The organism is Streptomyces endocoffeicus, from assembly GCF_016741935.1.
GTDB classification, from domain to species: Bacteria; Actinomycetota; Actinomycetes; order Streptomycetales; family Streptomycetaceae; genus Streptomyces; species Streptomyces endocoffeicus.
This window is the reverse complement of the sequence record NZ_JAERRG010000009.1, coordinates 307,579-319,930: the sequence shown is the minus strand read 5'-3', so window position 1 is coordinate 319,930 and position 12,352 is coordinate 307,579. Positions and strand designations below refer to the sequence as shown.

12 protein-coding genes are annotated in these 12,352 nt (G+C 67.2%); all 12 read left to right on the top strand.

What is annotated here, in order from left to right; all coding sequences use genetic code 11:
• The 12 genes from JK364_RS23830 to JK364_RS23775 all read left to right on the top strand — a co-directional run bounded on the left by JK364_RS23830 (nucleotide 1) and on the right by JK364_RS23775 (nucleotide 11,673).
• The gene (locus JK364_RS23830; protein ID WP_201853197.1) at nucleotides 1–234 is read left to right on the top strand and encodes a hypothetical protein; all 234 of its coding nucleotides are present in this window, start codon (nucleotides 1–3) and stop codon (nucleotides 232–234) included.
• A gap of 701 nt (nucleotides 235–935) precedes the next feature.
• The gene (locus JK364_RS23825) at nucleotides 936–1,532 is read left to right on the top strand and encodes a hypothetical protein (protein WP_201853196.1); all 597 of its coding nucleotides are present in this window, start codon (nucleotides 936–938) and stop codon (nucleotides 1,530–1,532) included.
• Nucleotides 1,533–1,784: 252 nt separating this feature from the next.
• The gene (locus JK364_RS23820) at nucleotides 1,785–2,666 is read left to right on the top strand and encodes a hypothetical protein (protein ID WP_201853195.1); all 882 of its coding nucleotides are present in this window, start codon (nucleotides 1,785–1,787) and stop codon (nucleotides 2,664–2,666) included.
• A gap of 27 nt (nucleotides 2,667–2,693) precedes the next feature.
• Nucleotides 2,694–5,009: an HsdM family class I SAM-dependent methyltransferase gene (locus tag JK364_RS23815; protein WP_201853194.1), complete on the top strand. Its 2,316-nt coding sequence runs from the start codon at nucleotides 2,694–2,696 to the stop codon at nucleotides 5,007–5,009.
• A gap of 201 nt (nucleotides 5,010–5,210) precedes the next feature.
• The gene (locus JK364_RS23810; RefSeq protein WP_201853193.1) at nucleotides 5,211–5,498 is read left to right on the top strand and encodes a hypothetical protein; all 288 of its coding nucleotides are present in this window, start codon (nucleotides 5,211–5,213) and stop codon (nucleotides 5,496–5,498) included.
• Nucleotides 5,495–5,800: a hypothetical protein gene (locus tag JK364_RS23805; RefSeq protein ID WP_201853192.1), complete on the top strand. Its 306-nt coding sequence runs from the start codon at nucleotides 5,495–5,497 to the stop codon at nucleotides 5,798–5,800. The genes JK364_RS23810 and JK364_RS23805 overlap by 4 nt, the downstream gene beginning before the upstream one ends.
• 302 nt (nucleotides 5,801–6,102) lie before the next feature.
• Entirely contained in the window at nucleotides 6,103–6,756 is a 654-nt protein-coding gene (locus tag JK364_RS23800; protein WP_201853191.1) for a hypothetical protein, read from the top strand.
• Nucleotides 6,757–6,783: 27 nt separating this feature from the next.
• A complete protein-coding gene (locus tag JK364_RS23795; protein ID WP_201853190.1) occupies nucleotides 6,784–9,333 on the top strand; it encodes a hypothetical protein in 2,550 nt (849 codons plus the stop codon).
• A 170-nt stretch (nucleotides 9,334–9,503) separates the two neighbouring features.
• A complete protein-coding gene (locus JK364_RS23790; protein WP_201853189.1) occupies nucleotides 9,504–9,737 on the top strand; it encodes a hypothetical protein in 234 nt (77 codons plus the stop codon).
• 86 nt (nucleotides 9,738–9,823) lie between these two features.
• A complete protein-coding gene (locus JK364_RS23785) occupies nucleotides 9,824–9,973 on the top strand; it encodes a hypothetical protein (RefSeq protein WP_201853188.1) in 150 nt (49 codons plus the stop codon).
• Nucleotides 9,974–10,564: 591 nt separating this feature from the next.
• Nucleotides 10,565–10,822 carry a hypothetical protein gene (locus tag JK364_RS23780; RefSeq protein ID WP_201853187.1) on the top strand — a complete coding sequence of 86 codons (258 nt, stop codon included), beginning with the start codon at nucleotides 10,565–10,567 and terminating at the stop codon, nucleotides 10,820–10,822.
• Entirely contained in the window at nucleotides 10,819–11,673 is an 855-nt protein-coding gene (locus tag JK364_RS23775; protein ID WP_201853186.1) for a hypothetical protein, read from the top strand. The genes JK364_RS23780 and JK364_RS23775 overlap by 4 nt, the downstream gene beginning before the upstream one ends.
• Nucleotides 11,674–12,352: the final 679 nt, after the last annotated feature.

Genomic DNA, 12,352 nt, shown 5'->3' with positions numbered 1-12,352 from the left:
ATGGCCCGCAGGCAAAAGATCACGCAATACCAGGTCAACCACTGGAGGACTGCGCTGGAACAGCTTCTGGAACAGGGCAACTTCAGGCAGGACGGTCGGCCCCTGAGCCCCGCGGGTATCGCGGAGCGCAAGTGTGAAATCGCGATGCTGCGCGGACTGAACACCCTTCGAGTTGGCCAGATCGTCGATCTGGACACTTTTCTGTCGGTTGACGAACATCCCAAGGAGGGTTGACTGCATCCCCGGGAGCCGATGAGGCACGGCGCGCCGTTGGCTCGCCATCTTCCACCCCGAGAAGAAGTGCGCGGTCGCCATCCAGACGAGCTCGTCTGCTCGCAGAGTGACTGACTCGACATATTCATCGCAGTCCTCGACGGCCACGGGACGCCCGAGTCCCGCATTGACCAGGTACGCATGCGGGCCTTCGGCGACGTCTGGACCGTCATCCCCGACCACGCGGAGCCTCCGCCATCTGCGCCGACGACGCTGGCGCAGCGCTCGCGCACTTCCGCGAGAACTTCGAGGAGGATGATGAGTCTGTACCCGAAGGGCTCGATCCGACAGCAGCGTGCGACACCACGTGGTGCGTGAGCTGGGAGATCGACGCTGAAGGAAGCACAGTTCTCGGGGCCGCTCGCCAGGTCTGGGCGACCAGTTCGCCCGCGACGGTGCCACTGACAGGGATGCCCGCTTCTTCACCGTCACCGACAGCGCGACGGGCCAATCAGTGGTGATCGACCTCAGTGGCCACGATGGGTAGTTCGGCGACCCGCTCCGAAGCGCAAGCGTTGGGCCGGCACAGCCGGCTCGGGAGCCAAAGAAACACCCGCCTGCCGGTGGGGCGGTGTTGGAACGACCAGCCCAGCTCCACCGGCAGTTTCGTTGCTGGCCCCAGCCAGCTGCCGTACCCAACAAACTCCAGGAGCAGCGCTCTCATGACCGATCACGACTGGGACAACCCCATCACCTGCGAGTTCGCCGGCGCGCAGCCACCCGAACGCCTGAACGGGGAAAACGCCGTGTCCAGTACCGCGCTTCCCGAGAAGCTCATACGCGCCGTCACCGACGCTTACCTGATAGCCCTCAGGCGGGAGGATCTTCACGCAGCGCTGGGACTCATGACGCAACTGGCCAACACCTACGGTCTGGTAGCCGTCCGCGGCCTCGCCGCCGAGCTCGCCATGGACCTTCACGCCCACTGCCCGTCACGCTTCCGTACCGCCTTCGGCGGCGCGAACCTCTCCGCTCTCGCCCCCGCGTTGGACGACGACGCGCTCACCACCCTTGATGCCGCCTCCAAGACCAGCCGCCTCATGGGGCGCGGGCAGGTCACAGCTGCCGACTTGGAGGACACCGAAGTCCAGATGCGCATCACGGAAACCGTCCGCCATGCCGTGCAGGCGGCACTCAATGCCGCTGCTGCGCAGAGCAGTTCGGCTGCGGCCGCTCAGCTGGGCTCGCTGAGCACACCCCGCGAGTTGTCTGCGGCCGTGGCCCTGCTCACCAACGGGCTTCGGGTCGTGCTGCCGTAGGCGCATGCCATGAGCCCCCGTGTCTGCCGCGAGGGCCGTAGCCGACCGATACCGGTTCGACTGCAAGTCCGGCGCCGGACACCCAGGAACGTGCAGCCCCTTCACCGACCGGCCTCACCCACCCGAGAACGCTGACGGTCACGCTGCGCTCCTCGCTATGAGCAGGGAACGCCCGGACGCCAGCGCGAGTGCACGGGCACGCTCGGCCCCTGATTCCACTTCACCTTTATGACGGACCTGGAGGTACCTTGCATGCCCGCGTTCCTGGAGCAGCCCGCCTACGGACCGGGAGGCCCAGACGGCAACGGCTGGACCCGCCTCACCCTCGGCGCCCACTTCGACCACCGGCATCAGTGTGGGTGGCGGCCGACACATCACACCTCGCTGTTCGAGGCGTTGACCGGCCGTCAGCGCTGGGGCGGTTACGAGCGTTGTCCTGGAGACGGACCCGGGGCGTGCGCGGCGTGCCCGGTTCAGCACCGCCGTCTCACGCACGACGGCGGGCTCGACTGGCCGGCAGACACGCCCCTTCTCCTGGCCCGCGTCAGGCCATGGCCGTCCACTCCTGATGCGTTGTTCGCCGACCAGGCTTCCGGACGCAGCACTTTGGAGTTGTCCGCCTGGAGGGGCGGTCCACCCGTAGCGACAACCGGCTGGAAGGAGGTTCTCAACACACCAGGGGTTCAGATCAGCTGGAGGTGGCAGGACGAGGAGAGCGAGGCGTTCTGGATCGTCCGCAACCACTCCGAGTCTGACGCCACGGCGGTCCTCAGCGAGCATGACGGCGAACGTACGCGCCACGAGCTGTACAGCGGGCGAGACGGGACCCGTACGGCCATTCTGACCTGCGACGGCGCCTGCGCTCACGAGACATATCACTTGCAGCAGCTGGCCGCCGACCTCGACGGCCTCGCTGACGGCGCTGCGCCTTCGGACAAGGTGACCGTGATCCCCGAGAGCCTTCCAGGCGTGCCGTTGATCAGCATCATCCAGGACGGCGCTCACAGCGTGCTGCACCTGGGCCGTTCCCGCGACTACCCGGCATCCACTGTCCATATCAACTGGGAGTCCCACGAAGGTGAGCTCACAGCGACTGCCCTCGTGGCGCACGCCGTCCGTCTCACCGCTGTTTGAACCCGGGCCGCCGGCCTCCTCCGGCTGATGGCCGCCACCTGCCGCACAGAGCACACACAGGGGTACCTCGAGATCGCTGAGATGAAACAGATGACCAAGGCATGCACAGCCCCCAGCACCCCCACACTTCCCATAGCCTCAGACCGCGACGCAGAAATGCCGATCGCGCAGCTGGAGGCGGCGGCCCTCACGGAGCCCGCGCGACCACACGATCTGGCAGACAACGAAAACTTCGACTACATCACTGGCGCAACGGTGATCCGGCTCTCCGAGACCGAGAAGCTACGCCAGAGCGTCGTACGGGCTCTCGTCGATCAGTACGGCATCGACCCGCGCGACGTGGCGGCTGACGTCCCCCTCCACGTGACGGACCCGGAAGGCGGCCGTCCGCGTCGGCGACGTGTCAGCCTCGCCGTCTTCGAGCACGGCAGGCCGCATGAGCAGGAGTACATCCGCTGTGTCGTCGTGACGAGCGTCCGCCCCAGGCACAACCGGGCCTCAGCCAAAATCCGCTCCTATACGCACGCCCACCACCAGGACGATACGGCCGGCGAGGTCTCCGCGCTCATGCAGGCGGCTGGGCCCGCCTGCAGGTACGGCCTGTGGACCGACGGCAACGACCTGCTCTTCATCGGCCGCGACACCACGTCCGCGCGGAACAAAACGTTCCTGCCTCTGACGAACTGGCCAACTGCAGTCGCCCACCAGCGTGACACCGCACCCGCGCCTCCTTCGCGCACCACCGGGAGCACACCGGCCAACGAGATGATGCTGAGGCTCGCTTTCCGGCGCTGCCGCAACGCCATCCACGTCAGCGAGGGACAGCCTCAAAGCGCGGCCTTCTGGCAGTTCCTGTACGTCCTGCTCGCCAAGTTCCATGACGAATACCTGGTCCGCGCAGGAAAGAGGAAGACCCGTTTCTACCTCCACCGCAGCACGTTGGACCGTGTTCCAGGTGAAGGAGACAGTTCCACCGCGGCGGAACGCGTGAGAGAACTCTTCGGGGAGGTCGAGGAGCGCTACGCCCACTACAACCTGTTCGACCAGACTGACGAGCTCTCTCTCAGCGATCAAGCTCTCGGCTTCCTCGTCGGCGAGCTGGCCGCCTACAGCCTTTGCACCACGCCCCTGGACACCCTCACCACCGCCTACCACGAGTTGTTCGGCGACGCCTTGAGCGGCGACCATGGTCAGTACTTCACCCCCGCCAGCATGGTCCGCCTGCTGGTGGAGATCACCGCCCCCGAGCCAGGCGAGACCGTACTCGATCCGTGCTGCGGAACCGGCGGCTTCCTCCGCGAAAGCCTCGCAGCCCTGAGCCGCCAACAGGCCGTCGCGGCCGCACTCCTGACCACGCAGGAGCACACCCGACTGGCGGCAGCTCACCACGAGGAACTGAGCAGGAATGCACAAGAGCGGGTCTTCGGCGCGGACCTCGACCCCATGATGGCCCGTGCCGCCGCGTTCGCCGTGATGATGCTGACCGGCAGCGTCGGCAACACCTTCCACATGGACTCGTTGGCCTTCCCCACGAGCGGCGCCCTACCCGGCCTCCCCGATGCCAGACGCCATCTCGACCGCATCGGTCCCGGTGCAGTCGACGTCTTGCTCACCAACCCTCCCTTCGGCTCGGACATCCCTGTGACCGGTCCTGTCCTGGAGCTGTTCCGCACAGGCCCGTCACAGGTCGAGAAGCCGAGCGTCGCCTTCAGCTGGACCCGCGAGAAGGACGGCACTCTCCGACGCGGGAAGCCGGCTTCCTCCGTGGCGCCTGAGAAGCTCTTTGTCCAGAAGGCGATCGAATGGGTGCGGCCCGGCGGCCGCATCGGCATGGTCCTGCCCAACGGGATCTTGTCCAACCCCGGCGCCGACGATGAGGCGCTCCGCCAGTACATCCTCGACGAGTGCTGGATCATGGCCAGCGTTGACCTGCCCGTGGAGAGTTTCCTCGTCGGCGCGGGCGTCAACGTCCTGACCAGCGCCCTTGCACTGCGGAAGAAGACCGAGCAGGAGAAGCGTCAGGAGCGGATGCACGGCCCTGCCGATTATCCGGTGTTCATGGCCGTCGCCAAGAAGGTCGGCCACGACCGGCGGGGCAAACCGCTGTACGTGCGAGACGGTCACGGCAATCTCGCGGCCAGCGGGCATGAGGAGACGGACCTGATAACCGTCCGCGGTGTTGCGAACCTGCGCACCGTGAGGCGGTGCGCCTTCATTCTCGACGACGACCTCAGGTCCGCTCGGCAGTTCCCTCAGGGAAACGACCGACCGTGCATCATCGCCGCGTACGACACGTTTGTGGCCCGGCACGGCCACGAATTCCCCTGGAACATCGGTGACTGAAGCGCTCTCCTTCCTGAGCTTGCTCAGGAAGGAGACTCCTGCCCACCTCGGGTCTCTCAGGAAAGGCCCTGACCTACGTCGAGGCTGACGTGCAGCGCGGGAACACCGTGTTCCCGTAAAGGAAATTCCATTGAATCTCCGGCAACATGCGGAAGCGCTCTGCAAGGTAATCGAGCAAGCGGAAGCTGAAGGAGGAGCCATGTGAAGGACGCAGGAGAGATTGTCCGGAGCGCAATCGAGCTCCGGGACGTTGTCATACGGATTCAGAGGGAGGGGCGCACCGCATTCGTCCGGCGGAGCGAGCAGGAAAGCCCGTCTTTCCGGATTATCGGCCACCCCACGAAGCAGATGAGCCTGGATCATCTCTTCAAGGAGGAAACCCCTCCGGTCTACATGGAGAACATCGCTCAAGCCATGGCGCAAGCAGATCGAGCAGGCGAGGAAGTGCCTGTCATGATTGTGTACACAGAAGAGGAGAAGAAGGCATGAAGCAGGTCCCTATGGGTTTCGAGCCGTTCGGGCGCAGGGACCTGCAGATCCTGAGCCGTCCGAATGCTGTGCCGATACTGGAGGAAGAGGAGGTTCTGGCCTGTAATTTCATTCGGGCTGACGGACTTCCCGATTTCAATCTGTTCTATGTTTGCGAAACGCTCGAAGACATGCAGCATGTTTATGACTCGTACTACAAGGGTCTGGCTGTGCGTCTTGAATGGTTTGCTGCCATCGAGTTCAACAAGATTCTCTCGGAAACTGAAACACAGCAGTGGCTCAAGGGTGAGCGTGAGATCTGACGAGAAAGGTTGATTGGGATATGGCTAAGGGAGACGCTGCGCAGGAAGTCTCCGCAAGTAAACGAGTCGACATGTGCAACGCTGGCACGAGTCATGGTATTTCCGTCAGTGACGGAAGACTCTGCGTCAACGGATGCACCGTCAGGATCCGGTGATGCTCCGGAAAGCTGCCGAACGTATCGCGCCGCGCGTAGCCCCCGCGACAGCAGGCTCCTGGACCGAACACGACAGAAAGATGCTCCGCTTCGCGGAGGATCTGCGGCGCGAAGCTTCCGAGCTGGAAGGAAAGGAAGAGCCCTGAGATGGAGAATGGAATAACACCCAAGGCTCAACTTCTCGCAGACCTCATGCAGGAAGTGGTTCCAGTGCGTCAGGATGTGTCACTCGATCACCTGGCGGAGGACTGGGAACGCGTACTGGAGGCGGCACATGACCGCGCGCGGGGCCTCTTCCATGTGACTGCCGTTGACGAGGGCGGTGCTGCGTATGCGGCTCTCCGATCAGCGCCTGGTCTGGACGAGGCCACGGATTTCAGCGCTTTGTGGACGGCTCCGGTCACCGACCCGTCTCGCAAGATGACCCTTCCTGAGGTCTTGGCGTTGCGACCGATCAGTGACCGGATCGCTGATGCGTACCCCGGCGTGGCGCTGACGAGCGAGCCGATGCCGGACGGATCTCAGAGCATCCATGGTTCGTACACCCTGTACGCCCGGGGCGACACGGCCGTCATGTCCTTGACGGCGATGCTGCGGACCGCGTCGGAGCGGATCCCTCTGCCGGACTGGAAAGCACAGAATGACAAAGTGGACTTCCTTCGCACTGTGTTTGATCTGTTCCGCGATGGGCGATTGCGGGATATGGAAGACCTGATCGAGAGCTATGGGTATGCCCACGGCATCGATATTGAAGAGCTGAAGGAGGAAGCGAGGGGGAAGCGAAACGACCGCTATCCGTAGCCTCACCGCGACCCAGGAGAACAGACCATGACCTACACCACTGTTGACCCGCCCCTCGTCACCGAGGACGACCTCACCGTCCAGTACGACGAGACCCGGTCGTCCCTGCCCTGGCGCCCCCGGCTGGCGCTGGTCGCTGGCCCCCAGATCGCGACCGGCTCACAGGGCCCGGATAGCGACGCCGCGCGGACCATGGCCGCTCTCGGCTGGTGCGCCGCGTTCGTGGACACGGTGCGGCTGGCTGTCGCCGGTGGCCTGAAAGCCGACGCTTCCGGGTTCCGCGCGGTAGACGCGGACGGCCGTACAGGGCGGCGGGTCAAGGGTGAGCGGGTGCGGCTACTCGCCCGCTGCGGATACCTCGCGCGTCACGCCTCGGGCCTGGTCGTGGCGACGGAGGACGGACACGAGACGCTCAGGCTCGCCGAGGCTGCCGGGCCGGGCGTGCTGCGCGATGAGGCCGACGTCATGGCGTCGGTTCGCAAAGCCCGCCGCGCCCGCCAGTGGGACAGCCACGCCGGCCAGGACGCGCACGCCTTGCCGGTGCTCCCCGGGGGCGGTGAGGAACGCCGCCGCCTGGCCGCCGCCCGCAAGGGCGCGGAGCGTGCGGCCGTCGAGGCGGAGAAGACCCGCCAGCGCATCGAAGCCCTGATGCGGAGGGCGTGGATCCGGGACCGCCGGGAGGCCCGCCGCGAGGCAGCACGGGAGGCCGAGCGCACCGCCCCGCGCCGGTGCTGCCGGGGGGTGTGGCCGCTGGAGTGGCGGTGCGGGGAGTGCCGGGAATTGGCAGCGCGGGGCATCGAGGACTTCCCCGCCCTCCCTCCGGGCGACAGCGACAGCAGGACACAGCAGGACCACGACAACGACACGGATGGACACACGGACATGGCGGGTAAGCGGTGTATCACGGTGAAGCGGATCACGGGGTTTCTGTGGCACGCGACCACGCGCGGGCAGGTGTACACGATCGTGAAGGAGGACGGCCGTAAGTGGCCGTGGATCGTGGTGTCCCCCGACGGTGAGCGCATCGGCCACCCGTCCGTGATCAACGACGAGCCGTTTACCGACGACATCCGCGACATGGTCAGGGCGCACGCCGACGGCAAGCCCGTTCCCGGTCTCCCCGCTGACTCCGAGCGGGCCGCCGATGCCGTCGCTACCCCCGAGGAGGCAGTCGGCGAGAGCGCCGAGGGCAGCGACGCGGACGAGGCCGCCGACGTCCCCGCCTCCGGCGACGCTTACAACACGCCGACCCCAGCGCGGGCGGTCGCGCTGGACGTCCGCGAGACCAAGTGGGTAGCCGAGTGCGACCGGCACGCCCCCGTGTCCATGGCCCTCAACAAGTACGGCGACCCGGTGGCCGACGTCTCCGCCGCGTACGTGTACACCTCCCGCGATGAGGCCGACGACGCCGCTCGCCTCCACCTGGACCGGCACGCGGCACAGGACGCCGACACCATGACCCCCGACGACATCGACGCCGCCGAGTCGCTGAACTTCAGCCGGGCCCAGTGGCGCGCCCTCGGATGGATGCGTGAAGGCAAGGTGCGCGAGACCGCCGACGGGTTCGCCGCCTTTGACGTCTCCCCCGACAAGGCCGACGTTTCCGCGAAAATCAACAAGCAGCGGGTACCGGGCCTGTGGCTGGCCGGGTTCGTGAAGGTGTACGCCGTCGCCCCCGGCGTGCGCGCGTTCGGTCTCACCAATGAGGGTGAGGCCGCGTTCCGCCTGTGGTCTCAGGCCGTGCGCATCGGCGCCGTGACCGAGCCGGAGAAGGACACCAAGCACACGGCCGCGAAGGACGGCCCCTATCGTTGGCTTTCCGCCGGGGACACCTGGCCCGGTGAGGTCAAGGCCGCGCAGGCCGCCGCCGATGCGGAGGCCAAGGCGGAAGCGGAGGCGGCAGCGCTGCGCAAGGCCGAGGAAGAGCGCGCGGCACTGAAGGCCGCGACTCCGACTGATGACGAACTCGCCGTGATCGACGCGTTGGGGCGTGAGGGCCTGGACGAGAACGCGGTGGCGGTGCTGTCGGCCGCGTACATCGGGCACGTCATTACCCGGTACCGGACCGGCGCTACCTCGGTCCGCCTCGATGAGGGCTCGAACGACGATGAGCGGCACGTGTCGCGTACGTACAACGTGAACGGCGTTGAGAAGCCGATCACGACCGAGGCGGACGACACGCTGTCGGCGATCCCCGCCAACCTCACCGACGCCACGGCCGACGCCTGGCACACGCTGTGCACGTCGGTGGATGAGCGGTACGGGGTGTACCAGCTCGACCTTCAGGCCGCCATGGACGCAGGCAGGGCCGCGCTCGCCGTCCTCGGCGCCGATGAGGAGCCGGAGGCGCAGGAGTCGTCGGAGCCGCGGGCGTCGAGTGAGTTCGTACAGACCGCCGAGCCGGGCACGGATGCCGAGGTTATCGAGTGGGCCGGGGCGGGTCTGCTGTGGCAGCGCGGTGACGGGTTCGGGCACGCGGGCCGTAGGGTGCCCGCTGCCCGTGTGGCGCCGCTGGTCGAGGCGGGGACGCTGTACCGGTCCGCCGACGGACGGGTCTACCCCGTCAAGGACGCGTAGGCCGAGACGGCCGCCCCGGTCATGGCGGGCGGGTGCTGCTCGTGCGGTGCGGCCGTCGAGTTTTCCCGGGGCGAAAGCCGTCCCGCCTGCACCCACAACGGGGAGCAGCGGGGTAAGGGGGCGTGGTCGCCGGGTACGCCGTGACGAAGCTGGACGGGTTCGGAACCTGCATGACGGACGTTCACACCCTGGAAGGCGTCGCCCTGTGGGAGACCCGTAACACCGTGGGCCGGTGTGTGTTCTGCGTGGCCGCTGAGCTGGGGTGCAGGACCGGTGATCTTCCGGGCTACTTCGACGGGCCGCGCACCATGGAGGCCGCTCAGGCCGAGAACGACGAGGCAGCCGAGGAGCAGGCCAGCCGGCCGGCGAATCCGACGCGGGCAGCGACGCCGACGAGGTCATAGCGGAGGTGGGCGACGAGGCGGCGGCGGACATCGTCATTCGCCACAGCCGCGCCTAGGGAACCAGCGTTGAAGGTGACACCCGCCCGGTGGCCGTGCGGGAGATCTCGGAGCGGAAGCAGTACGGACGCCGGAGCGGTATGGGCTTCGACTCGACCCCGCTGCTGAACGGCCACCAGATGTCGACGGTCGACCTGAACGACGGCCTGCAGATGCTCCGCAATCGGGTCACGTTCTAGGAGCGGCATGGAACTCACCAACCACCACCAGATACTTGACTGCGGACACGAGCCGGACGAGCTGTTCTCCTTCCAGGGGCCGGATGTCTTCACCGACCCGGAGAACGGGGAGAGCTGCTGCCGACGGTGCAGCGAAACGGGCATTATACGGCGGCCGCAGTCCTGGCCCTGTTCGCCGCTGGATACGCCCTCGGCCGCATTCAGCCCGGCGCGCGCGCCTGCTCTCCTGGGCCGAGGACGCCGCCCCCCCCCGGATGGCACACCTGGAAGTTCTGGCCCGCCGCGCCGATCAGCCTCGTCGCCCTGGCGTGGGTGCTCACGGTTCACCCGCGCCGCACGCTGGCCAACGTGCGCTCCTGGCGTCAGCCTCCGCCGCCGCGCGGCCCGGCCATGCAGTTCCGCAAGATCAGCGGATCGGAGGACGCGTGACCGCCGAGTTGGACCGGTCCTGCCGGTACCTCAAGTCTGCGTCTCACCGGCGAGCCGGACGTCGTACACCTCGCCCTCTACGGCTGGGAAGACCGCCTCGACGCGTGGGTCACCAGTAGTCCGGCCATCTGCGGCCGCTCCGCCGAGCAGGGCGACCTTCCCATGGATGCTGAGGTCACCTGCCCCGGCTGCCTCCAGCGGCGCCCGCAGTACGAGCTGGTCCTCGCCCGGGAGTACGACGTCCCGCCCGTCGCCGATCGGGTCGCCGCGCGCCGCGACCCCCGCTACCCAGCGGTCCTCGACACGATCCGCTGCTACGGGTGGTCCGACGGCAGCCCCATGGTGCCCGGCAGCAACGCCAGACTCCTCGCGACGCGCGTCATGGCCGCCATCCGAACCCACGAAGGGACCGCCCAGTGACCGCTTCCACGCCCGCCGCCCGTATCCGCGCCTACCTTAATGCCGTCCCCGACACGGTCAACCTCGGCGCCGAGTTCGCCTACGGGTCCCAGTTCCGCTCAGCCAGTTGGCCCCACGACTCGTACCCGCTCACCCGCGAGGACCTCGAGCAGGTTCTCGCTGACGCCAACGCCCACACCGAAGCCCCCGTTTTCCGGCACTGCCTGTTCCCGGCCTGCCTGCGCGAGTACGACATCGCAGCCTGGATGGACGGCAAAACTCCGGCCCGCCCGTCGTGGTCAGGGAAGGGCTGGCAGCAGATCCGGCCGACCATCGACACCGGCTACGTGTGCCCCGAGCACGCCCCGGTCATCGAGGAGCACCCCCCCGCAGTGGGCCGAGCGCACCGGCGAGGGCGCCGTGCTCACCTGCGCCTGCGGCTGGAACTCCCCGGTGGCGCACTGGCCCCGCTACGCCGTCGCCGCATGGCAGAACCACCTCAGCCTCGAGACCAGCGAGACCGAGTGACCGCCGAGCAGGAACTGCCCGGGGTCGACGAGTACGCAGGCCGCCTCGAGACCGCGCACCGCACCAGCACCTGGCCCGGCATCCCCCAGCACGGCGACACCGCGGCGTCCGGCCAGCGGCTCCAGCTAGAGAACAACCATGATCACGAAGGCCCGCGGGCTCATTGCGACCGGGACACCCGCTCCCCATCCACCTCACGCAGCGTGACCGGCCAGCCCGCCCATCACCACCGCACCCCCATCAAGTTTGAAGACCCGGTAAACTCACCCTGTCAAGATCACAAAGGTCCACCGGTGAAATGGCGCTTTGCCGACCAACTGGCCGGTCGAGGCGTGGTGTTGTGAATGTGGTGCAAAGTTTGCCAAGTACCGGATGAGTCATACCGGGAACCGGGATGTGTGCACCCCCGACACGACCGTCATGAGGAAGCTGCACTTCCGCGCTGGCACGCGGCCGACTGGTGCAATGCCAACAGGTGTCAATGGTCAGTTTGTGCACCGGCGAAATGGCATCGCCCGCCGCATATGCCTAGCGTTGCCGATGCAAGCCCGGCCCCACCGCCGGACGAGTGAGGCACAAGCCGAACTCGCCCGCGGCGGAGCCGAACAGGCCAGCGGCGAGCTGGCCCGGTGAGCGGCAACGAACGCGCCGCATGCACCAGGAGGCGGGCACCAGAGGGTGGCTCCAACCACCGTCCTGGCACCCGCTCTCGCCAGCGCAGAACCGGGCCCCTGCCGGGGCCTGTGCATAACGACTCTCAGCAGAGTCATCACCAGCAGATCTGAGGAACCGCTGGGGCCTTCCACCGGTCTGTTCGAGCACGTCGGCGGTGCCCGGAATAGACCCGTGCGCGGCGTGAGAACAGCGCGGCCGCTGGACTTTCATGAGAGAAGGCCCCCCGAGCCAGACGGGGCGAACTGCATGACCTCCAAGCACGCGACGGACCAGCCGGCACCGCGCACCACAGTGACGGCCCACCGCCGATGCTCCTGGGCCCAGCCGGCCCTTCGCCCGGGGAAGATC